Source organism: Pseudomonas sp. PS01298 (assembly GCF_029959745.1).
Taxonomy (GTDB): Bacteria; Pseudomonadota; Gammaproteobacteria; order Pseudomonadales; family Pseudomonadaceae; genus Aquipseudomonas; species Aquipseudomonas aylmerensis.
Genome location: NZ_JASCPP010000053.1, coordinates 18,676 through 42,934, shown reverse-complemented (window position 1 = coordinate 42,934; position 24,259 = coordinate 18,676). Strand labels below are relative to the sequence as shown.

Sequence of the window (24,259 nt, the reverse complement as noted above, 5' to 3'; positions counted from 1 at the left end):
CGCGAAGGCGGTGTGTCAGCCACTGAATCGGCTGACTGATGTATAGCCTTCGCGAGCAAGCCCGCTCCCACATTCATTTCTGCCCACACCTGATCTGTATCACCTGCATTTTCTGCAATCCGGCCTAGACTTGTCAGAATTCCCACTCTGACAAGGCCGTCGCCCGATGATCTCCATGTCCTCCTTCCACGCCATGCTTATCCCTATTGTGATCGGCATGATCATGCTCGCGGTCGGCTTCAACTTTCGTGACAAGCCTGCCGGGGTGTTCGGCATGTGGGTGGGCATGCTGCTGATCCTGGGCACCGTGGTGTACAAGATCCTCGCCAAACTGGCCGAATGACAAATGCACTCGCATTGGGCATAGCGGCCTCGTACACTCGGTCAATTCGTCGTTTCCAAGGTTGACCGCCTCGTGCTTTCCCGTCTGTTCGCCCTGCCCTGTTACCTCCTGATCGCTCTGCTCACGCTGCTGCCGCTCGCGCCTGCCCAGGCCGTGAGCCTGCCCAGGCCGTGAGCCTGCCCGGCCTGCTGGGCAGCACCAACAAGACCCAACCCCAGGCCGAAGTGCCGCTCGGCCAGTCCCTGGACGAGGTGATCAAGACCCTGGAAAACGACCAGCAACGCACCCAGTTGCTGAGCGACCTGAAGAAACTGCGCGAAGCCACGCAAAAGGCCCAGCCGGCCGCTGAACAAGGCGTGCTCGGGTTGATCGGCAGTACGCTGTCGGGCCTCGAGCAACAGTTCTCCGGTGCCGACAGCCCGCTGGGACGCTGGTCCAATGAAGTCGACCTGGCCAAGGATGAACTCGGCGCGCTGATGCTGCCGGCCAGCGAATGGCTGCCGATCATTTTCGGCTTTGCCTTGATCCTGGCGGTGTGGAGCCTGCTCGCAGCCGCGCTGATCTGGCTGAGCCACCGCGTGCGTGAGCGCTTCGGCCTGCCCGAGGAACTGCCGCAACACCCGCGCACCTGGGACATGCTGCGCTTTGCCCTGCGCAAACTGGGGCCGTGGCTGATCGCGCTGGTGATCACCGTGTACCTGAGCTACGCGCTGCCCTCGTCCCTGGGTAAATCCCTGGCGATGGTGCTGGCCTACGCCCTGGTGGTCGGCACGTGTTTCTCGGCGATCTGCGTCATCGCGTTTTCGGTGCTGGACGGCCCGCACCGTCACCGCGCGCTGTATATCCTGCGCCACCAGGCGTTTCGTCCGTTGTGGCTGATCGGCAGCTTTGCGGCCTTCGGCGAGGCGCTGAGCGACCCACGGATGATGCAGGCCCTGGGACAGCACCTGGCGCACACCGCCGCGACCGTGGCGAATGTGATGGCCGCGCTGTCTACCGGCGTGTTCATCCTGCGCTTTCGTCGTCCGATCGCCCACCTGATCCGCAACCAGCCGCTGTCCCGCCGCCTCACGCGCCGCGCCCTCAGCGACACCATCGAAATCATCGGTTCGTTCTGGTACATCCCGGCCTTGCTGCTGGTGGGTATCTCGCTGTTCGCCACCTTCGTATCCGCCGGCGACACCAGCACCGCCCTGCGTCAGTCACTGTTGTGCACGGTGCTGCTGGTGTTGTGCATGGTGATCAACGGCCTGGTCCGCCGCCACGCCCTCAAGCCGCAACGCGGGCACAAGCGCCATGCGCTGTACTCCGAACGCCTGAAAAGCTTCGTCTACACCCTGGCTCACCTGGTGGTGTGGCTGGTGTTTATCGAGCTGGGGCTGCGGGTCTGGGGCCTGTCGCTGATCCGCTTTACCGAAGGCGACGGCCATGAAATCAGCGTCAAGCTGTTCGGCCTGGGCGGCACGCTGCTGTTTGCCTGGCTGATCTGGATCCTCAGCGACACCGCGATCCACCACGCCCTCACCCGCTCGCGCAAAGGCCTGGCGAATGCCCGCGCGCAGACGATGATGCCGCTGATCCGCAACGTGCTGTTCGTGACCATCTTCATCATCGCGGCCATCGTCGCGCTGGCGAACATGGGCATGAACGTCACGCCCCTGCTGGCCGGTGCCGGTGTGATCGGCCTGGCCATCGGTTTCGGTGCACAGTCGCTGGTGGCGGACTTGATCACCGGCCTGTTCATCATCATCGAAGACTCCCTGGCCATCGATGACTACGTGGATGTCGGCGGCCACCTCGGCACGGTCGAAGGCTTGACCATCCGCACCGTGCGCCTGCGCGACATCGACGGCATCGTGCACACCATCCCGTTCAGCGAGATCAAGAGCATCAAGAACTACTCGCGGGAGTTCGGCTACGCGATCTTTCGCGTGGCGATCCCCTACAACATGGAAATCGACGACGCGATCAAGCTGATGCGCGATGTCGGCCAGAAGATGCGCAACGACCCGCTGCAACGCCGCAATATCTGGTCGCCACTGGAGATCCAGGGGGTGGAAAGCTTCGAATCCGGCAGCGCGATCCTGCGCGCGCGGTTCAAGACGGCACCGATCAAGCAATGGGAAGTGTCGCGGGCGTTCAACTTGTCGCTCAAACGCCACCTGGACGAAGCCGGCCTGGACCTGGCCACCCCGCGCTTGAGCGTGCAGGTGGTGACGGGGGCGTCGGGCGGGTTGGAGAAAGAGAAGAACGCATGAGTGGGAGGGGCCTGTGGTGGCCCGGGGCCGTGTAGTGGTCTGAGGTCTTGTTGGGGTGATCGGGGCTTTTGTGGTGAGCCGGCTTGTTGTGGTGAGCGGGGCTTTTGTGGTGAGCGGGCTTGTTGTGGTGAGCGGGCTTGCCCCGCGTTGGGCTGCGTAGCGGCCCCCTCTCAAGAAACACTCAGTGCATCAGGTAAACCTCAGCGGCTGGTTTTGGGGCTGCTTCGCAGCCCAACGCGGGGCAAGCCCGCTCACCACAACAGCCCTGCTCACCCCAACAAGCTTTGAGGCCACAGCCCCCTCAGACCACAGGAAACCCTCCAACCACAACCCCCCTCCAATGCCACAACAGGCCCGCATACCAAAACAATCGGGCCTGCTGCAGCGCGGGCTCAGGACAGCGCGGCGCCGTCCATCTTCTGGCGCAGGCTCAACGGACGCATGTCGGTCCAGGTTTCTTCGATGTAGGCCAGGCATTCTTTCTTCAGGCCGCTCTTGCCCACGGTGCGCCAGCCTTCTGGCACCGCCTTGTAGTCGGGCCAGATGGAATACTGTTCTTCATGGTTGACCACTACCTGAAACAGGATGTCGTCGCGGTCAAATACTGAGGTCATTGCTGTTCTCCATCGCTCAAAGGCTGGCTGCGCACCACGCGCAGCGCTGATATCTGTAGAAACGTACCAAAGCGTAAAAAAATTAGAGGCTGGCCACCGCTGCGGCCAGGGCGCGCCCGAAGATCTCGGCGACTCGGTCGACTTCGGTGGCGGTGATCACCAGCGGCGGCAGGAAGCGCACCACGCTGCCATGCCGGCCGCCGAGTTCCAGGATCAGGCCGCGCTTGAGGCATTCACGCTGCACCAGCGGCGCCAATTGGCGGTGCACCGGTGGATGGCCCTGGATATCCAGGGTGCCCTCGGGGTCGACCAATTCCACGCCGAGCATCAACCCACGCCCGCGAATGTCGCCAAGGTGCGGGAATTCACGCTGCAGGATTCTCAGGTGTTCACCGAGGCGTTCGCCCATGGCGGCCGCGTGGCCAGCCAGGTCGTGTTCCTTGAGGTAGCGCATCACCGCCGAGCCCGCCGCCATGGCCATCTGATTGCCACGGAAGGTCCCGGCATGCGCGCCCGGCAACCAGGTGTCGAGCCAGTCGCGATACACCACCACCGCCAACGGCAGGCTGCCGCCGATGGCCTTGGACATCACCACCACGTCCGGAATGATGCCGGCGTGTTCGAAGGCAAACATCTTGCCGGTACGGCCAAAACCGCTCTGGATTTCATCCACGATCAACGCCACGCCGGCCTGCTCGGTGATCCGCCGCAAACCGCGCAGCCAGTCGAGATCGGCCGGGATCACGCCGCCCTCGCCCTGCACCACCTCGACGATCACCGCCGCCGGCAGCAACACCCCGGCTTCCGGGTCATTGAGCAGGTTCTCCAGGTAATGCAGGTTGACCCGCACACCCTCGGCGCCGCCGAGCCCGAACGGGCAACGGTAGTCGTAGGGATACGGCAGGAATTGCACGCCATTGCCGAGCAAGGCGCCCAAGGGTTTCTTCGGCCCCAGGCTGCCCATCAGGCTCAACGCGCCCTGGCTCATGCCGTGGTAGCCGCCCTGGAACGACAACACCGTGCTGCGCCCGGTGGCGGTGCGCACCAGCTTCAACGCGGCTTCCACCGCGTCGGTGCCGGTCGGGCCGCAGAACTGGATCTTGGCTTCGCGCGCCAGCGCAGTCGGCAACAGGCCGAACAGGTCCTGCACGAACTGGTCCTTGACCGGCGTGGTCAGGTCCAGGGTGTGCAGGGGCAGTTCGTCACTGAGCACCTGCTGGATGGCTTCGATAACCACCGGGTGGTTATGCCCCAGCGCCAGGGTGCCGGCGCCGGCCAGGCAGTCGATGAAGCTGCGGCCTTCCACGTCTTCCACGTAGATACCCTTGGCGCGCTTGAGCGCCAGGGGAATGCGCCGCGGGTAGCTGCGCGCGTTGGATTCCTGCTGGCGCTGTCGAGCCAGCAGCGGGGTTTCGTCGAACTGGTAGAGCGTTTCCGCGGGCGCCGGGCTGGCATGCACCGGGGCATCTTCGATACGGCTGATAGCGACTGACATCTCTCGATCCCTCAATACGCTGATGATGGTGACCAAACTGCCAATCCGTTGGCGTCTGGCCCAAGGGCATGCGCACGGATTTCCTGTTCTGGAAACGCACCAGCGAGAAGAGGATTTAGGGGACAGTGACGGTTAACGGATGGATGAGCCTCGCACCCGGCGTCACAACCCGAGGTATTTTTCGTTCAGCGCATACAAAATCGCGCAGGTCTCCGCGTCCAGGCACCCGCCGTAATCCCGCGGGCGAAAGTGCATCTGGAAGGCGCGCGTGCGCCGCTCGAACATCTGGCGATTCTGCGCCGGTTTATAGCCATAGCGCTGGAACGCCCGCTCCACCTCCACTTCAGGCGGCAACCCCAGGCGAAACCGGCGCTGGTACATGGCCCGCGTCGACTCGTCAAACCACGCGCCCACTCCCGCCTCGAACAACGTGCGCCACGGCAGGCGCGGCCCCGGGTCACTCTTGCGCCAGTAGGCCACGTCCGAGTGCCCCAGTACGTCTGCCGGGCCGATCTGCGGATGGCGCCCCAGGATGTCGCGCATCAGGGCGATGAGCACCTCCACCTGCGCCTGGCTGTACGCGGGAAAGGTAAACACCCCGCCATCGTCGCGCGCCAGATTGACGATCTCGATGCCGATCGCCCGGCTGTTGAGGTTGTCACGCCCGCCCCAATGGCTGGCCCCGGCATGCCACGCACGCAGGTCCTCGCCCACCAGGCGAAAGACACGCAATTCTTCATACCCGGCGGCGCGGTAGCCGGGCTCATCGGGATCGGGCAGCAGATAGTGAGCGCTGACCCCGTTCTGCGTCAGGGTCCGCAAGGACGACGCGAAAGGCGCCGCGGTGTAGTGCAGGACCACCTGGCGCACGGGCTCGCCGCTGCGTTCGTTGAAGTCCCGCGCAGGGAAACTGGTATCGATGACCAACATAAGAACTGTCCTTTTCAGTACAGGCCGAGTCTTTCGGCCCGTTCAAGCGCAAAAAAATTACCGCCATCCTGAAGGGTTGATCTTCAGCAGGGCGGTAACTATTTGGCACATGAGAAAACGGATCAGCGTCGCAATGGCATGCCCAGGTCGACGCGCAGGCCATCTGCCTGGCTGTCGAATGTCAATGAACAGGAACACCGCTGCACGATGGCCTGCACGATCGCCAGGCCCAGGCCACAGCCTTCGCTGTTGCCATTGCGCCAGAAGCGTTGGGTAAGGTACTGCAGGTCCTCGGCGGAAATCTGCGTGCCGTGGTCACGCACGCGGAACACCACCTGATCGCCAGCGTTGAACACATTCAGCTCCACCCGGGTGTCGGCCGGGGTGTGGCGCAAGGCGTTGTCCAGCAGGTTGCGCAGGGCCGCGACGGCCAGGCCCACCGGCATTTCCACCGGAGCGCTGGTGAGGGTGTCTGCCAGGACCAGGTCGATGCGCTGATTGTCGCCGGCGTTCGCATCCTCGATCGCCAGCCGCGCGACTTCTTCGGCGCTGGACTGCAAGCCATCGTCGAATGACAGGCTGCCCTCCACCCGCGCCAGTAGCAGCAATTGCTCCAAGGTCCGGTGCAGGCGGTCGGCGCCTTCCTCGGCGTGGGCCAGCGACTGGTCGCGCGCCGCGCCCTCGGTCATGCGTGCGACTTGCAGGTGGGTCTTGATCGCGGTCAGCGGGCTACGCAACTCGTGGGCCGCATCGCCGGTCAGGCGGCGTTCGCGCTCGATGGTCTTGGCGATGCGCTGCAGCAGTTGGTTCTGCGTATCGAGCAGCGGCTTGAGCTCGCTGGGCAACGGGTGAATCTGCAGCGGCTCGAGGGAATCGGCGCTGCGGCGCATCAGCGCGTCACGCATGCGATTGAGCGGCAACAGGCTCTGGCCGATGCCCAGCCACAGCAGGCACAGGCAACCCAGCATCGCCACGCCGACCGGCACCGAGGCAGCCAGCAGGATCGACAGGTTCAGCGCCTCGCGCTCCACCTGGCGGTCGGCCGTGGTGATCAGCAGGTCGCCACGCGACAGGGTAAAACTGCGCCAGCCCACACCGTCGACCACCTGGTCGCGGAAGCCGCTCTTGCGCGACTCCAGGCCCTCTTCCGGGGTGGTATGGCTGCGCGCGAGGATTTCGCCGCGCAGGGAGCTGACCTGGCAGGCCATGCCGCCCGGCACATGCAGTTGTTCGGCGCTGAAATGCGCGCCGCCGCTGACACTCGCGAGCCCCGGCATTTGCTCGGTCAGCCCGGCCACCATGCGCGCGGACGCCACCAGGCGCTGGTCGAGGGAAAACATCATCTGGTTGCGCAGGTCATTGAGCATCCAGGCCGCTGCCAGGGCCCAGATCAGCACAAAAGCGGCGCCCAACTTGAAGGTCAGGCGCAGGCGCAGGCTTTTCACGACACGTCCTCTCCCCCGTCCGCCGGCCCGAGGCGGTAGCCCAGGCCACGCACGGTTTCGACGATGCCATTGCCCAATTTGCGCCGCAGGTGGTGGATATGCACGTTGAGGGCGTTGCTTTCCAGTTCGTCGTTGAAGCCGTAGACGCTGTCCTTGAGCTGTTCGCTGGACAGCACCCGGCCCTTGTTATGCAACAGGGCCTGCAGCAGCGCCTGCTCGCGGCGCGACAGGTCGACCGGCTGGCCGCCGAGGAAGGTCTCGCGGCTGCTGGGGTCGTAGGCCAGGCGGCCGTGCTCGATCAGGTTGACGCTGCGCCCCGCCACGCGCCGCAGCAGGGTCTGCAGGCGGGCGGCGAGTTCACGCAGGTCGAAAGGCTTGAGCAAATAGTCGTCGGCCCCGGCTTGCAGGCCGTCGACACGATTGGTCACCGAATCTCGCGCGGTGAGGATCAGCACCGGGATTTCGAGGCCCTGGCTGCGCTGCTGCTGCAACAGCTTGAGGCCATCTTCGTCGGGCAGGCCGAGGTCGAGCACCATGATGTCGAACGTGGCCGCCTTGAGCATCGCCCGCGCCGCCGCCGCCGTGGCCACGTGCTCGACGGTAAAGCCCTGGGCGCCAAGGCCGGCGACGATGCCGCTGGCGATCAGCTTGTCGTCTTCACAGACCAGTACGTGCATGGTGAACCCTTCATGAAAGATGGGGAGGATTAAAGGTGCCGCGGATTAAGCGCCGATTATGCCGTGAAAAGAGGCGCGCTCAGTCATCTCCTTCACTTTAGAATAGCGCCCGGTTAATCATCGGTTAATCAACGCCACACATTGTGTGCCTACTTGCATCGAACTAAGGCTTGACCATGCGGCATCTGTTTACCTTTCTGCTGGTGTTGTTCGCGGGATTCGCCCAGGCCGCGCCGGGCAACCCGTTCGAGACCAAACCCGACTTCCTGCCGGTGGGCAAAGCGTTCACCTTTACTTCCGAGCGCCTGGAATCCGGTGAGACCCAGCTTTACTGGCAGATTGCCGACGGGTACTACCTGTACAAGCAGCGTATGAAATTCGATGGCCTGGCCGAACAGCCAGTGCTGCCGCAGGGCGAGGCCCATAGCGATGAGTTCTTCGGCGAGCAGGAGGTGTATCGCCAGGGCCTGGAAGTGAAGATCCCCGCCGGCGCCACCGGCCAGGTCAAGCTCGGCTGGCAAGGCTGCGCCGATGCCGGCCTATGCTACCCACCGCAATCGATCACTGTAGACCTGGGCGGCAACCCCGCCGTTGCCGCTACCGCCGAGGCGCAGGACCAGAGCCTGGCCAGCGGCCTGCAGCAACGCAGCCTGGGTTGGAGCCTGCTGGTGTTCTTTGGCCTCGGGCTGCTGCTCGCGTTTGCCCCCTGTTCGTTACCGATGCTGCCGATCCTCGCCGGCCTGGTGGTGGGCAGTGGCGCCAGCCCGCGTCGTGGCTTTGCCCTGGCCAGCAGCTATGTGGTGTGCATGGCGCTGGTGTATGCCGCGCTCGGCGTGTTGGCCGCCTTGCTCGGCGCCAACCTTGCCGCACTGCTGCAAACACCGTGGATCCTCGGCAGTTTCGCCGCGCTGTTCGTGATCCTCGCGCTACCGATGTTCGGCTTCTTCGAGCTGCAACTGCCGGCCTTCCTGCGTGACCGCCTCGACAACGTCAGCCGCCAGCAAAGCGGTGGCAGCCTGCTGGGCGCCGGGGTTCTCGGCGCGCTGTCGGGCCTGTTGGTGGGGCCCTGCATGACTGCGCCCCTGGCCGGCGCCCTGCTGTACATCGCCCAGAGCGGCAATGCCGTGCACGGGGGCTTGATCCTGTTCGCCATGGGCATCGGAATCGGCATTCCGCTGTTGCTGCTGGTGACCGTGGGCAACCGCTTCCTGCCCAAGCCGGGCACCTGGATGAACGTGCTCAAGGGCGTCTTCGGCTTCCTGTTCCTGGGCACCGCGGTGCTGATGATTCGCCCGGTGGTCGACGACAGCCTGTGGATCGGCCTGTGGGGCGCACTGGCCTTGGTGATGGCTTACTGCGGCTGGACCCTGGCCCGCGAGTACGGCCTGGCCGCCAAGGTGTTCGGTGCCGGTTCGCTGGTGCTCGGCCTGTGGGGCGCGCTACTGGTGGTGGGCGCAGCCGGTGGCAGCGATGACCTGTTCCAGCCATTGAAGGTCTACAGCGGTTCGCGAGTCGCCACCGCAACGGACGCCCACGACGCCTTCATGACCATCAAGGATCCAGCCGTGCTGCAAAGCCAGCTCGACAGCGCCAAGGCCCAGGGCCAATGGGTGCTGGTGGACTACTATGCCGACTGGTGCGTGTCGTGCAAGGTCATGGAAAAACAGGTGTTCGGCAAACCCGAGGTCATGGCCGCCCTGAAGGATGTCCGCCTGCTGCGCCTGGACGTCACCGCCGACAACGCCGCCAGCCGTGCGCTGCTCGGCCGCTACAAGGTGCCGGGGCCGCCGAGCTTTGTCTGGATCGGCCCCGACGGTGAGGAGCGCCGTGCCCAACGCATCACTGGCGAAGTGGACGCCGCCGCTTTCCTGCAACGCTGGACCCAGACCCGGGACGCCCTCTGATGCTGACCCTGACCATCGGCACCTTCGCCATCGCCCTGAATCACATCCTGTTGATCGGCGCGCTGATTCTCGCCACCCTGGTGGGTTGGCGCGTGGCCAAGCGTGGCGGTGAAAACCCGGAATCGGTGCTGTTCAGCCTGTTCCTGCTGGGCATGCTGGTGGCCCGCATCAGCTTTGTGCTGATGTACTGGAGTGACTACAGCAACGACTGGCTGCAGATGGTCGACCTGCGCGACGGCGGTTTCCTCGCCTGGCCTGGCGTGATCGCACTGGTGCTCGGCGCACTGGCCTACGGCTGGCGTCGCCCGGCCCTGCGCAAGCCGCTGAGCGCCGGGGTGATCACCGGCCTGCTGTTCTGGGGCATGGCCACCCTGTCCCTGAGCCTATACGACAAAGGCACGCAACTGCCGGACATCACCCTGCGCAATGCCAATGGCGAGGTGGTGCAACTGGCCGACTACAAGGGCGGCCCGCTGGTGATCAACCTGTGGGCCACCTGGTGCCCACCGTGCCGGCGGGAAATGCCGGTGCTGGAACGCGCGCAACACCAACGCCCGGACGTGACCTTCCTGTTCGTCAACCAGGCTGAAAGCATGCAGAGCGTCAGCACCTTCCTCGCTACCCAGGGCCTGACCCTCGACAACGTACTCTTCGACGCCAGCGGCCGCCTCGGCCAGGCCGTGGGCTCCATGGCCCTGCCGACCACGTTGTTCTACCGGGCCGACGGGCGCCTGATCAACAGCCACCTGGGCGAGTTGTCCCAGGCCAGCCTGGCCCGTGCCATGGAACCCTTCGACACCGAACCTGCCGCCATAAGGAAACCGACATGCCCCGCCTCCGCCACCTGCTGACCCTGCTGCCGCTGACCTTCCTGTCACTCAGCGCGACAGCCACCCTGGCCCAGGCCGAAGACTGGCCGGCACCGATCAAGCAGATCGAGGCCAAGGGCGCCAAGATCCTCGGCAAGTTCGATGCGCCCAGCGGCCTCACCGGCTACGCCGCGCAATACCAGAATCGCGGCATGGCGCTGTACCTGACCGCCGACGGCAAGAGCGTAATCGCCGGCAACCTGTACGACGCCCAAGGCAATGACCTGAGCAGCGCGCCCCTGGAAAAACTGGTGTACGCGCCGATGGCCAAGGCAGTCTGGGCCAAGATGGAAAACAGCAGCTGGATCCAGGACGGCGACAAAAACGCGCCACGCACCGTCTACCTGTTCAGCGACCCTAACTGTCCTTACTGCAACATGTTCTGGGAACAGGCGCGGCCATGGGTGAAAGCCGGCAAGGTGCAGTTGCGCCACATCATGGTCGGCATCATCCGCGAAGACAGCCCAGGCAAATCCGCCGCACTGTTCGCCGCCAAGGACCCGCAAAAAGCCCTGGAAGAACACGAAGCCGCCGGCAAAGCCAGCAAGTTGCAGGCGCTGGCCAAGATCCCGGCGACTATCGAAGCCAAGCTCGATGCCAACATGAAGTTGATGGATGAGCTGGAACTGTCGGCAACGCCGGCGATTTTCTACCTGGATGACAAGGGCCAATTGCAGCAACAGCAAGGGGCGCCGTCGCCGGAGAAGTTGGTGAAGATTCTGGGGCCAAAGTAAGCAACGCCTGGCCTGACATCATCGCCGGCAAGCCAACTCCCGCAGGAGCCGGCTTGCCGGCGCTAAGGCCCTGGCAGACCACAACGATCAAAGCCCCTCCAGCTCCGCCATCAAATCACTCAACCGATCCACTTTCTCCGCGCTGATCTCGTTCGCCGCCAGCCCATCAATGTACTCGGCCAACTCCGCCACCGTGCTGCACTCGAACATGGCTCGCAGTGGTACATCGCGTTGCAGAGACTTCTGCACGCGCGAGGCAATCTGCGTGGCCAGCAACGAGTGGCCGCCCAGCTCGAAGAAGTTGTCCTGCACGCCCACCCGCTCGACTTTCAGTACCTCGGCCCAGATGGCGGCCAGGGTGGTCTCCAGTGCGTTGCGCGGCGCCAGGTAGTCCTGGCTGTGCAACTGGCCGATTTCGAGTGCCGGCAGGGCCTTGCGGTCGAGCTTGCCGTTGGCGTTGAGCGGCAGGCGCTCGAGCCATAACCAGTGCAACGGCACCATGTATTCCGGCAGTTCGGCGCGCAGGCGTTGCTTGATGCGGTCCAGGCGTTCGCTTGAACTCAGCGCTTCATCGGCCGCCACCAGGTAGCCGACCAGATGCTTGCCGTTGACGCCTTCCTGCACGCCCACGGCGGCATCACGCACGTACGGCTGCTCATGCAGGCGCGCTTCGATTTCACCCAGTTCGATGCGGTAACCGCGAATCTTCACCTGATGGTCGATACGCCCGACGTATTCCAGCACGCCATCACTGCGCCGACGCGCGAGGTCGCCGGTGCGGTACAGGCGCTCGCCCGGCGCGCCGAACGGGTTCGGCACAAACACCTGGGCGGTGCGCAGCGGATCGCTGACATAACCGCGGCCCACACCGGTACCGGCCACGCACAGCTCGCCGACTGCACCTTGCGGCACCAACTCCAGCGCGCCATCGAGCAGGTACAGGCGGTTGTTGTCGGTCGGTGTACCGATCGGCAGGTAAGTGCCACGGGTCGACGCCACATCGACACGGAAGAACGCCACATCGTCCGAGCATTCCGCCGGCCCGTAGGCGTTCACCAGGCCAATCTGCGGGTATCGCTGCAGCCACTGGTGCGCGAGTTCCGGCGGCATCGCTTCGCCGGTCGGCAGCATCCAGCGCAGGCCGTCCAGGCTCATGCGCTCCTGGGCCAGCATGCCCTGGATCAGCGACGGCACGCTTTCCAGCACGGTAATGCCCTGGGCCTGTACATGCGCCAGCAAGCCTTGCGGATCGTGGGCAATAGTGTTCGGCACGATGTCCACCCGCGCGCCGAACAGCGGCGCGGCAAGGAACTGCCACACGGAAATATCGAAGCTTTGCGAGGCGGTCTGGGCGATCACATCCGCCGGCCCGAGGTCCAGGTACGGCACCTTGCTCAACTGGTTGTTGAGCATGCCGCGCTGCTCGACCATCACGCCTTTGGGCAGGCCGGTGGAGCCCGAGGTGTAGATCACGTAGGCGAGGTTGTCCGCTGCGCTGTAGATGCCGGGATTGGCACCACGGCCAGGCACTTCTTCCCACACCAGCAGTTGGCAATCAAAGCCCTCCAGCAGTTCGATGGCCTGCTCGCGGCACGCCTCGGTGCACACCAGCAACGGCGTGCGGCTCAGGTCGATGATGCGGCTCAGGCGCTGGCTGGGCAGCCCCGGGTCCAGCGGCAGGTAACCGGCGCCGGCCTTGAAGCTGCCGATGATCATGCCCAGCAGGTCCAGGTTGCGCTCAGCCAGCAACGCCACCGGTTGATCCAGGCCCACACCCGCCGCTATCAACGCGTGGCCGAGGCCGTTACTGCGCCGGTTCAACTCGTCATAGGTCCACTGCTGGTCGAGGCAGCTGGCGGCAATCCGCTGCGGATGCGCGGCCACCTGCGCCTCGAACAACTCGATGTAGCTGCTCTCCAGTGGATAGGCGTGTTCGCTCTGGTTGCAGCCGTCTACCAGGAACTCGCGCTCCTGCTCGCCGATCAGCGGCAGGTCGGCCATGTCGCCATGGAAGCCCTGCACCAGCGCCAGCAGCAGGCGCTTGAATTCGCCGAGCATGCCTTGCACGGTGGTTTCGTCGAAATAACGCTGGTCGTAGGACAGGTGCAAACCGAGGTCATCCCCCGGATAACACACCGCCGTCAGCGGGAAGTTGGTGTGGGTGCGGCCGGAGTCCGAAGTGGCATTCAAGCTTTGCGCACGGTCCAGCACCGAGACTTCCACCGGAGCGTTTTCGAACACGAACAGGCTGTCGAACAGCGGTTGGCCCTTGGGCAGCTCACTGTGTTCCTGAATAGTCACCAGCGGCAGGTATTCGTACTCGCGCAGTTGCATATTGCTGTCGAGCAGGCCGTTCAACCACTCGCGCACGCTGCAACGCTGGTCGTCCTCGGGCAGCTTCACACGCAGCGCGATGCTGTTGATAAACAGGCCGACGGTGCGTTGCATCTCGGGCATTTCCACCGGGCGCCCGGCCACGGTGACGCCGAACAGCACGTCGCGGTCGCCGCTCAGGCGCCGCAGCACCAACGCCCAGGCTGCCTGGGCGAAGGTGTTGACGGTGAGCTGATGGGCCTGGGCCAATTCGCGCAACTGCGCGCCGTCGCGGGCATCGAGGCGGGTGTAGCAGTCGCCCACCACCATGCCGCCACTGTGACCGGCATGTTCACGCAGGAACGGCCGATCGCTCGGGATCGGCGTGGTGCGCTCGAACCCCTGCAGGTTCTGCTGCCACCACTGGCGCGCTGCGTTCAGGTTCTGGCGTTGCAGCCAGGCGATGTAGTCGCGATAACGCGGCGGCGTGGCCAGTTGCGCCTCGCGGCCTTCGCCGAGGGCCGTGTAGAGCTCAAAGAAGTCATTCATCAGCAGCGAGCGGCACCAGGCATCGATGAGGATGTGGTGGTTGCTCATCATGAACCAGTAGCGCGCTTCGCCGACACGGATCAGGCGCAGGTGGAACGGCGCCTGGTTGAGCAGATCGAAACCGGCTTCGCGCTCCTGCTTGAGCAGCGCCTGCAGACGCGGCTCCTGCTCGCTCTCCGGGTCGGCGCTCCAGTCCAGATACTCGATGGGCGTGCTGCCGGGCTTGTGGATCACTTGCAGCATGTCTTCGCCGACATTCCAGCAGAATGACGCGCGCAACGCTTCGTGACGGGCAATCACCGCCTGCCAGGCCTGGGCGAAACGCTCGGGGTCCAGCGCGCTGTTGATGCGGTAGCGGTCCTGCATGTAGTAGAGGCCGGTGCCCGGTTCCAGCAGCGTGTGCAGCAGCAGGCCCTCCTGCATCGGGGTCAGCGGGTAGACGTCTTCGATGGCACTGGCCGGCACGGGCAACGCGTCCAGTTGCGACTGGGTCAGGTGGGCCAGCGGGAAATCGGACGGGGTCAGCCCGCCCACGCTGTCCTCAAGGCAATGCGCAACCAGGCTTTGCAGTTCGGCCAGGTAGGCATCGGCCAGCGCCTGGAGGGTCTGCGGGTCGTGGCGTTCACGGCTGAAGGTCCAGCGCAGCACCAGTTCACCGCCGTAGACCTGGCTGTCCACGCTCAGCTCATTGGGCAGCGGGGCGTCCGGGTCATGGGCCAGGCCGGCGGACTCGTCCAGCGGATGGAACAGCGCATCGGCGCCGAAGCTCTGGTCGAACTGGCCGAGGTAGTTGAAGGTGATCGCGGCACTCGGCAACGCGGCCATGCTGCGCTTGCACAGATCATCCGCCACGTAGCGCAGCACGCCATAGCCGAGGCCCTTGTGCGGCACGCCGCGCAGTTGCTCCTTGATCGCCTTGATCGAGTCGCCCTGCCCGGCTTGTGGGGTCAGGCGCAATGGATAGGCACTGGTGAACCAGCCAACGCTGCGGGTCAGGTCGATGTCGTCAAACAGCGCTTCGCGACCATGCCCTTCGAGTTGGATCAGCGCCGAAGCGTGGCCACTCCAGCGGCACACCACGCGGGCCAGGGCCGTCAGCAGCAGGTCGTTGACCTGGGTGCGGTACGCGCTCGGCGCTTGTTGCAGCAGCTGACGGGTGTGTTCGGCATCCAGGCGCACGCTGATGGTGTCGGCATCGCGGTGGCGCAGCGACCCTTGCGGGCGAGCCACCGGCAACGCCACCGCTGGGCCGGCCAACTGGTCCTGCCACACGCTCAACTCTTCGCGCAGCGACTCGCTGCCGGCATACGCCTGCAGGCGCGCGGCCCAGTCACGCAAGGCACTGGTCTTGGCCGGCAGGTTGACGGATTGGCCGTCGCTCAGTTGCCGGTAAACGGTCTGCAAATCCTCCAGCAACACGCGCCACGACACGCCGTCCACCACCAAGTGATGGATCGCGAGCAAAAGACGTTGCTGGCCTTGCGGGCCATCCACCAACAAGGCCCGCAGCAGCGGCCCGTGTTCGAGGTCGAGGCTGCGTTGGGTGTCGGTGAACAGCGCGGTGCACTGCGCCATATCACGCACTTTCGCTTGCATCAGCACGCCGCCTTCGGGCACGGCCAGGTGTTCGGTGTGCCACTGCGCATCGCGCGGGGTGAAACTCAGGCGCAGGGCGTCGTGGTGTTCGAGCACCGCCAGCAGCGCCTGTTCAAGGCGATGGGGTTCCAGCAGTTGCAGCGGTTTGAGCAGCAAGGCCTGGTTCCAGTGCTGCCGGTTGGGAATGTCCGTATCGAAGAACCAGTGCTGGATCGGTGTCAGGCCCGAGGGCCCCGTGAGCACGCCCTGCTCGGCGATGACATGCTCGGAACGCGTAGCCACGGCGGCCAGGGTTTGCACGGTCTGGTGCTGGAACAGGTCACGCGGGCTGAAGTGAATCCCGGCCTGCCGCGCGCGGCTGACCACCTGGATCGACAGGATCGAGTCGCCGCCCAGTTCAAAGAAGTTATCGTCCAGGCCCACCTGTTGCACGTTCAACACCGCGCACCAGATGGCGGCCAGGGTCTGTTCCAGCTCGTTGCGCGGCGCCACGTACTGTTGGCGGTTGGCCTCGGGGTCGGGTTGCGGCAAGGCGCGGCGGTCGAGTTTGCCATTGGCGGTCAGCGGCATGCTGTCCAGCACGATCAGGTGCGCGGGCACCATGTAGTCCGGCAACTGCGCCTTGAGGTGCGCCTTCAGCGCGTCACGCAAGGTGCCGTGGTCGGCGTCGCTGACCAAATACGCCACCAGTTGCTTGCCGCTCGGCGAATCCAGCGCCAGCACCACCGCTTCGCGCACGGCTTGGTGTTCCAGCAGGCGGGTTTCGATCTCGCCCAGCTCGATGCGGAAACCACGAATCTTCACTTGATGGTCGATGCGCCCGAGGTACTCCACCAGGCCATCGGCGCGTTGCCGAACCAGGTCGCCGGTGCGATACAGACGCCCACCGTTGGCCGCAAACGGATCCGCGACAAACCGCTCGGCGGTCATGCCTGGACGCTCGTGATACCCCTGGGCCAGGCCGGCACCGCCGACGTACAACTCGCCGGTCGCACCCTGTGGCACCAACGCCAGGTCGGCGTCGAGAATGTAGGCCACGCGGTCACCGATAATGCTGCCGATCGGCACGCTGGCCGCGCCCTCCTCCACGTGCTGCGGCGCCAGGCTGGCGAGCGGCATCACCACGGTTTCGGTCGGGCCATAGGCGTTGAAAAACACGTCGGGCTGGAACGCTGCGCGGATGCGCTGCAGGTGCTCGCCGGTGAGGGCCTCGCCACCGGTGATGCACATGCGCACCGGCAACGTCTGGTGTTGGGTCGCCAGCCATTGCGCCAACTGGCTGCCATAACTCGGGGTGAAACCGAGGATGTTGATGCGATGGGTGCGGATCAGCGCGCAGATTTCCTCCGCATCCCACTGGCCCTGGGCACGCAACACCACCTGCGCGCCGCTGAGCAGCGGCACCAGCAGGCGCTCGGTGGCGGCGTCGAAGTTGATCGAATAGAAATGCAGCTCGCAGTCATCCGGGCGCATGCCGAAGCGCTCGATCACCGCCTGGCAGTGCATGGCGATTTCACCGTGGGCGACCACCACGCCTTTCGGCTTGCCGGTGGAGCCGGAGGTGTAGATCAGGTACGCCTGGTGCTGCGCCAGGCTAATGAACGGCAGCTCGTCGGCCGCGTAATTTGCCAGCACCGGCAAGTCATCTTCCAGGCACCAGCAGGCCACGGTGGCCGGCAATTCGCCGAGGGCTGCGAACATCGCCGCATCGCTGAGCAACAGGCCGATGCCACTGTCTTCGATCATGTAGTGCAGGCGGTCGAGCGGGTATTCCGGGTCGAGCGGCACATAGGCGCCGCCCGCCTTGAGGATTGCCAGCAGGCCGATGACCATTTCCAGCGAACGCGGCAACGCCAGGCCGACCCGCACCTGCGGGCCGACGCCGCGCTCGCGCAGCATCCAGGCCAGGCGATTGGCGCGGGCATCGAGTTCGGCGTAGGTGAGGGTCACGCCGGCAAAGGTCAGCGCCGGGGCATCCGCACGCTTGGCCGCCTGTAGGCTGAACAGTTGATGGATGCACTGGTCGAGGCGATGTTCACCGGCCTCGACGCCCAGGCTGTCCTGCAAGGCTCGTTGCTCAACCGCGGTCAGCAACGGCAGATCGCTGAGGCGCTGCGCGGGATTTGCGATCAGGGCTTCAAGCAGGTTGCGCCAATGTTCGGCCATGCGCGCAATGCGCGGTTCATCGAACAGGTCGGTGCTGTAGGTCAGGCAGCAACCCAGGCGATGGTCGAGGTCGGTGACTTCCAGGTTGAGGTCGAACTTGGTCGCGCGGGCATCGTTCGCCAGGTACTCGACAGTCATGCCGGCGAGTTGGCGGCTCTGCTGGAACTCCCAGCGCTGCACGTTGCACATCACCTGGAACAGCGGGTTGTAGGCTGCGCTGCGGGGCGGTTGCAGGGCTTCGACCAGATGATCGAACGGCAGGTCCTGGTGGGACTGGCCTTCGATCACGGTGTGGCGAACCTGCTCGAACAGCTCAGCGACATGCATCTGCCCATTGAGCTGGCAGCGCAGCACCTGGGTGTTGAGGAACGCACCGATCAGGCCTTCGCTTTCCGGGCGAATCCGGTTGGCCACCGGCGCGCCGATGCGCAGGTCGGTCTGGCCGCTGTAGCGGTAAAGCAACACGGCCAGGGTCGCGGTCATGGTCATGAACAGCGTCAGGCCGCGTTCGGCGTTGAACGCGCGCACGCGGGCGGCCAAGTCGTCACTCAGGTCGAAGCGGTAGAGCTCGCCCTGATGACTTTGCACCGGTGGCCGCGGACGATCACCGGGCAGTTCCAGCAGCGGGTGCTCGCTGCCCAACTGCGCCGTCCAGTAGTCCAGTTGGCGCTGGCGTTCGCCGCTTTCCAGCCACTGGCGTTGCCACACGCTGTAGTCCAGGTACTGCACCGGCAACGGCGGCAGCGGCGACAGGCGTTCATCGATAAACGCTTCGTACAGGGCGCTGAGTTCCCGGGCAAAGATGTCCATGGCCCAGCCTTCGGTGACGATGTGGTGCAGGGTCAGCACCAGGTAGTGCTCCTGATCGCCCGCCTTGACCAGGCACGCGCGCAGCAACGGCCCGGTCTCCAGGTTGAACGGGGTGTGAGCTTCCTGATCGGCACGTTGCTGCAGGCGCTGCTGGCGCTCGGTTGCGTCCAGCGCCGAGAGATCCTGCCAGTCCATCCGCAGGCCGGTTTGCGCCGAGACTTTCTGATAGGCCACGCCATCGACACTCGGGAAGGTCGTGCGCAGGGTTTCGTGGCGCATGACCAAGGCCTGCAACGCCGCCTCGAATCGCCCCACATCCAGCACGCCACGCAGGCGCGCCATGCCGCCGACGTTATAGGCCGGGCTGTCCGGTTCCATCTGCCACAGGAACCACATGCGCTGCTGGGAATAGGACAGCGGCACCTTCTGGCTGCGGTCGACCTGGGCAATTGCGGTCTGCTGGTTGCGGTGGCCGGAGGCCTGGATCAGCGCCACTTGCTCGGCAAAAGCGCCCAACTCGCTGGCTTCGAACAACGTGCGCAACGGCAACTCGACGTCGCAGGCCTGGCGGGTGCGGGAGATGATTTGCGTGGCCAGCAACGAATGGCCGCCGAGGGCGAAAAAGTCATCGCGCAGGCCCAGGCGCGGCACGCCGAGCACTTCGCGCCAGATCGCCGCGATCTGTTGCTGCAGCGCGGTTTGCGGCTCGATATGTTCGCGGGTTTGCCACACCGGTGCCGGCAAGGCACGGCGGTCGAGCTTGCCGCTGGGGCTCAGGGGCATGGCGTCCAGGCGCATCAACAGCGCGGGCACCATGTACTCCGGCAGTTCGGCGGCCAGCGCGGCCTTGACGTCCTGTTCATCCAGCGCGGTGCTGGCGGTGTAGTAACCGATCAACTGCGCATCGCGCACCAGTACCACGGCCTGGGCGATACCGTCCAGGGCCAGCAGGCGCGCTTCGATCTCTTCGGGCTCCACACGGAAGCCGCGCAGCTTGACCTGCTGATCAAGGCGGCCCAGGTATTCGAGCACGCCGTCGGCGCTCCAGCGCGCGCGGTCACCGGTGCGATACAGGCGTGCGCCGCCCTCGCCCAGTGGATCGGCGACGAATCGTTCAGCGGTCAACCCGGCACGTCCGAGATACCCGCGTGCCAGGCCGATGCCGCCGATGCACAGCTCACCCGGCACACCGGCCGGCAACGGATTGAGCTGCTCGTCCAGCACGCGGCAGATCACATTGCCCAGCGGCCGGCCAATCGGCGAGCGCTCGCCGTCTGCGGCCGTGCACTGCCAGTGGGTGACGTTGATCGCGGTCTCGGTCGGGCCATAGCGGTTGTGCAGCTGTACTGCCGGCAACTGTGCCAACACACGGTTGCGCAACTCGGCGGGCAAGGCTTCGCCGCCGGAAAACAAGCGGCGCAGGCTGGTGCATTCGACCGCCAGCGGCTCATCGATAAACAGCTGCAACAGCGGCGGCACAAAGTGCAACGTGGTTACGCCGTGCTCCTGCACCAATTGCGCAATGCGATGCGGGTCGCGATGCTCACCGGGGCCGGCCAGTACCAGGCGGCACCCGGTGATCAGCGGCCAGAAGCACTCCCACACCGACACGTCGAAACTGATCGGCGCCTTCTGCATCAGCACATCGGTGTCATTGAGTTGATAAGTCGCCTGCATCCACTGCAAGCGCTCGGCCAGGGCCGCATGGGTATTGCCCACGCCCTTGGGCTGGCCGGTGGAGCCGGAGGTGTAGATCACGTAGGCGAGGTTATCGCCCTCCAGGTGCAGGCCCGGTGGCTGGGTCGGCCAGCTGTCCAGGTGCAGGCTGTCCATGGCAATCACGCACACGCCGGGCGCAGCCGGCACGCGGTCCAGCAATGCAGTCTGGGTCAGCAGCAGGTGTACGCCGCTGTCCTTGAGCATGTAGGCCAGGCGGTCGGCGGGGTAGTCAGGGTCCAGCGGCACATAGGCACCGCCAGCCTTGATGATCGCCAGCAGGCCGATCAACAGCTGCGGCGAACGCTCGGCGGCGATGGCCACGCACACGTCCGGGCCGACGCCTTTGTCGCGCAGGTAGTGGGCCAGGCGGTTGGCCTGGGTGTGCAACTGGGCGAAGGTCAGGCTAGCGTCCTGCCAGACCAGCGCGGTGCGGTCCGAGGTCTGCTGGTTGAGCAACTCGGGCAGCCACTGCCGGGCCGGCGCACACGGTGCCGTGCTCCACGCGGGCTGTTCGTCCTGCAGCCTCAACGGCAGGTCGCCGAGGGTTTGCTGCGGCTGCTCGCAGACCGCTTGCAGCAGCTGGATAAAGTGCTCGGCCAGGCGCTGGAGGGTCGCGTGTTCGAACAGTTCATCGGCGTAATCGAAGGACAGGCTCAAGCGCCCGTTACGGTCTTCTTCACTGTGCAGTTGCAGGTCGAACTTGGCTTCGCGGCTGTGCCACGGCAGCTCCTCGGCGAGCATGCCGGGCAGGCGGCGCAAGGCGCTCAAGTCGCGTTGCTGGTGGTTGAACATGACCTGGAACAGACCTTGTTCGCGCGCCTGCGGAAAGGCTTCCAGCAGTTGTTCGAATGGCAAGTCCTGATGCGCTTGCGCGCCTAGTACCGTCTCGCGGGTCGAGGCCAGCAGTTGGCTGAAGGGCAGGCGCCCGTCCAACTCGGCGCGCAGCACCAGGGTGTTGATGAAGAAGCCGATCAGGCCTTGGGTTTCCTGGCGCGGACGGTTGGCATTCGGCACGCCAATGCGGATATCGCGCTGGCCGCTGTAGCGGTAGAGCAGGCTCTGGAACGCCGCGAGCAACACCATGAACGGCGTGGATTGATTGGCCTGGGCGGTCTGGCGAATCGCTGCGCTGAGGCCGGCGCTCAAGCGCACACTGTGGCGCGAAGCGCTGTAGCGTTGCTGCGCCGAACGTGGGCGATCGGTGGCCAGGCTCAGGGGCGGATGCTCCTCGCCCAGCTGCGCTTTCCAGTACGCCAGTTGCCGCTGGCCTTCGCCCTGGGCCAGCCATTGGCGCTGCCAGCTGCCGTAGTCGGCGTACTGCAGGGTCAGTGGCGGCAATGTCAGGGCCTGGCCCTGGCTGGCGGCGGCGTACAGGCGCGAGAACTCGTCGAGCAGAATATTCAGCGACCAACCGTCGGCGATGATGTGGTGAAGGGTGACCAGCAATTGGTGATCTTCATCGTCGAGGCGCACCAGGGTTACCCACAGCAACGGGCCTTTTTCCAGGTCGAACTGGGTGCGGGCTTCGTCCTCGCGGATCTGTTGCGCGCGAGCCTCACGCTCGGCGGCAGGCAGGTCACTGAGGTCGATGACTTGCAGCTCGAAATCGGCGTGAGCAGCCACGCGCTGGAAAGCCTGGCCATCACGTTCGTAGAAACGCGTGCGCAAGGCCTCATGTCGCTGGATCAGTTGCTGGAAGCTCACGCGCACCGCGTCTGCGTCCAACTCGCCCCGCAGGCGCAGGCCACCGGGGATGGTGTAGGCGCTGCTCTGCGGGTCCAGTTGCCAGGTAATCCACAGGCGGTTCTGTGCCAGCGATTGCGGCAGTTCGTCCTGGCGCGACAAGGCAGCAATCGCGCCTTGGGCCAGGCCACCGTCCTGTTGCAGTTGCGCCACACTCGCGGCGAACGCCGACAGCGTCGGCGCCTCGAACAGCAGGCGCAGGTTCAGTTCCAGGCCAAGGGTTTCGCGCAGCCGCGCGACCACCTGGGTGGCGGTGATGGAGTTGCCGCCAAGCAGGAAGAAATGGTCATCGGCGGCCACGCTCGGCACCTGCAATTGCTCGCACCAGATCGCTGCGATCCGGCTTTGCAGCTCGGATTCCAACGCCGCATCGCTTGCCTGCACGTGCAGGTCGGGGAACTGCGCATAGCTGTCGAGGCTGCCATCGGCGTGACGCAACGCACACGCGGCACGCTGCACTTTGCCGCTGGAGGTCTTGGGCAAGGCGCCGGGGTTGAGCAACACCACCACGCTCGGCGCTTGCTGACAGGCCTCGGCCACCGCTTGGCGGATCGCCTTGATCAGCGCGTCGGGCGGCAGGATTTTCTGCACGCTGCGGCTGATTTCCACGGCGATGCCGATTCCTTCCAGGCCCTGGTCATTCACCGCGAACGCCGCAACGCGGCCCTTGCGCACCACCTCGACTTCGCGCTCGATGGTCTGCTCGATATCCTGGGGATACAGGTTGTGGCCACGCACGATCAGCAGGTCTTTGAGACGCCCGGTGATGTACACCTCGCCGTCTCGGATAAAGCCCAGGTCACCGGTGCGCAGCCACGTACGGCCGGCGTGTTGGACGAAAGTCCTCGCGGTGGCCTCGGGGTTGCGCCAGTAGCCATGGGCGATGCTCGGCCCGGTGGCCCAGAGTTCGCCGACGCAGTTGTCGGCCAGTTCACTCAAGGTGTGGGGGTCGGCGATCAGTACCGCGTGTTCCGGCTGGCTGGTGCCGCAACTCATGATTGCACTGCCCTGCCCAGGCTCAGCGCGATTGGCAGCCAGGGCCTGCTCGTCGACACGCAACGCCGGGATGCCCTGGCCACGGCGGCCACCGGCGACAAACAGGGTGGCCTCGGCCAGCCCGTAGGAGGCAAAGAAATTGTTCGGGGTGAAACCGCAGCTCGCGAACTTCTCGGCGAAGCGTTCCAGGGTGTCGAGGCGAATCGGCTCGGAGCCGGAATAGGCCACGCGCCAGCGGCTCAAGTCCAGGCGTTCCAGCGCGGATTCACTGACCCGCTCGCTGCACAGGCGGTAGGCGAAATCCGGTCCGCCGCTGATGGTGCCGCCGTATTCGCTGATCGCTTCCAGCCAGCGCAACGGCCGGCCGAGGAAATACGCCGGCGCCATCAACACGCACGGCACGCCACTGAAGATCGGTTGCAGCAGGCCACCGATCAGGCCCATGTCGTGGTACAGCGGCAGCCAGCTGACGATCACGTCGTCGGGGTTCAGGTCGATACCGAAGCCACGGCGGATCAGCACTTCGTTGGCCACCAGGTTGCCGTGGCTGACTTGCACGCCCTTGGGCAACGCCGTGGAGCCGGAAGTGTATTGCAGGAAGGCAATGTCGTCGGGCTGCAGCTCAGGCGCCAGCCAACGCTCGGCGATGGCGGCATCGAGGGTGTCGACACTCAGCACCGGCGGCGCGTTGTCGATCTGGGCCAGGCCATCGCCGAGGCTGGCGATGGTCAGCAGCAGGCGCGGTTCGGCATCGGCGATGATCGACAGCAGGCGCTCCTGATGGTGACGGCGCGTGGACTCCGGCGGATAGGCCGGCACCGCGATCACCCCGGCGTACAGACACCCAAAGAACGCTGCGACGTAGTCCGGGCCGCTGGGGAACAGCAACACTGCGCGATCGCCCAGCGTCGCCTTGGCCTGCAAGGCGGCGGCGATGGTCCGGGCGCGCTGGTCCAGGTCACGGTAACTGAGCACCACGCTGTGCTCGGCCGACTCGGCGAGGAAGCGCAGGGCCACCTGGTCCGGGGTCTGCGCAGCACGACGTTGAAGGGACTCGACCAGGTTACGGGGAAGTTCGAAGGCGTCCATCATGGGGTT

The 24,259-nt window shown here is 65.2% G+C and carries 10 protein-coding genes and 1 pseudogene; 5 read left to right on the top strand and 6 right to left on the bottom strand.

Annotated features, from left to right (window positions below; all coding sequences use genetic code 11):
* Positions 1 to 175 precede the first annotated feature (175 nt).
* On the top strand, positions 176 to 343 hold the full coding sequence (locus tag QMX97_RS18800) for a hypothetical protein (protein WP_162946051.1): 168 nt from the start codon (positions 176 to 178) through the stop codon (positions 341 to 343).
* Between the two features lie 72 nt (positions 344 to 415).
* Positions 416 to 2,601 (top strand): annotated as a pseudogene (locus QMX97_RS18795) (mechanosensitive ion channel family protein).
* Between the two features lie 392 nt (positions 2,602 to 2,993).
* Here QMX97_RS18795 and QMX97_RS18790 read toward each other — a convergent pair.
* The 5 genes from QMX97_RS18790 to QMX97_RS18770 form a co-directional block, all read right to left on the bottom strand.
* Positions 2,994 to 3,215 (bottom strand): MbtH family protein, encoded by a 222-nt coding sequence (locus QMX97_RS18790; RefSeq protein WP_065903458.1) that lies wholly within the window; start codon positions 3,213 to 3,215, stop codon positions 2,994 to 2,996.
* 82 nt (positions 3,216 to 3,297) lie between these two features.
* Positions 3,298 to 4,710 carry an aspartate aminotransferase family protein gene (locus QMX97_RS18785; protein ID WP_262135792.1) on the bottom strand — a complete coding sequence of 471 codons (1,413 nt, stop codon included), beginning with the start codon at positions 4,708 to 4,710 and terminating at the stop codon, positions 3,298 to 3,300.
* Positions 4,711 to 4,872: 162 nt separating this feature from the next.
* Positions 4,873 to 5,640, bottom strand: a complete 768-nt coding sequence (locus tag QMX97_RS18780) for an N-acetylmuramoyl-L-alanine amidase (RefSeq protein WP_282397374.1) — start codon at positions 5,638 to 5,640, stop codon at positions 4,873 to 4,875.
* Positions 5,641 to 5,762: 122 nt separating this feature from the next.
* Complete coding sequence (locus tag QMX97_RS18775) at positions 5,763 to 7,085, bottom strand: ATP-binding protein (protein ID WP_065903466.1); 1,323 nt, start codon at positions 7,083 to 7,085, stop codon at positions 5,763 to 5,765.
* Entirely contained in the window at positions 7,082 to 7,762 is a 681-nt protein-coding gene (locus QMX97_RS18770; protein WP_065903475.1) for a response regulator, read from the bottom strand. Before QMX97_RS18770 ends, QMX97_RS18775 begins: the two co-directional genes overlap by 4 nt.
* Positions 7,763 to 7,938: 176 nt before the next feature.
* Here QMX97_RS18770 and dsbD point away from each other — a divergent pair, with 176 nt between their 5' ends.
* The 3 genes from dsbD to dsbG are packed head-to-tail and all read left to right on the top strand — an operon-like array spanning position 7,939 to position 11,269.
* Positions 7,939 to 9,666 (top strand): protein-disulfide reductase DsbD, encoded by a 1,728-nt coding sequence (gene dsbD, locus QMX97_RS18765; protein ID WP_282397373.1) that lies wholly within the window; start codon positions 7,939 to 7,941, stop codon positions 9,664 to 9,666.
* Positions 9,666 to 10,517, top strand: coding sequence for a prolipoprotein diacylglyceryl transferase family protein (locus tag QMX97_RS18760; protein ID WP_282397372.1), 852 nt, complete (start codon positions 9,666 to 9,668; stop codon positions 10,515 to 10,517). Before dsbD ends, QMX97_RS18760 begins: the two co-directional genes overlap by 1 nt.
* The gene (gene dsbG / locus QMX97_RS18755; RefSeq protein WP_065903488.1) at positions 10,493 to 11,269 is read left to right on the top strand and encodes a thiol:disulfide interchange protein DsbG; all 777 of its coding nucleotides are present in this window, start codon (positions 10,493 to 10,495) and stop codon (positions 11,267 to 11,269) included. Before QMX97_RS18760 ends, dsbG begins: the two co-directional genes overlap by 25 nt.
* Positions 11,270 to 11,356: 87 nt before the next feature.
* Here dsbG and QMX97_RS18750 read toward each other — a convergent pair whose 3' ends face one another.
* Positions 11,357 to 24,253, bottom strand: a complete 12,897-nt coding sequence (locus QMX97_RS18750) for a non-ribosomal peptide synthetase (RefSeq protein WP_282397371.1) — start codon at positions 24,251 to 24,253, stop codon at positions 11,357 to 11,359.
* Positions 24,254 to 24,259: the final 6 nt, after the last annotated feature.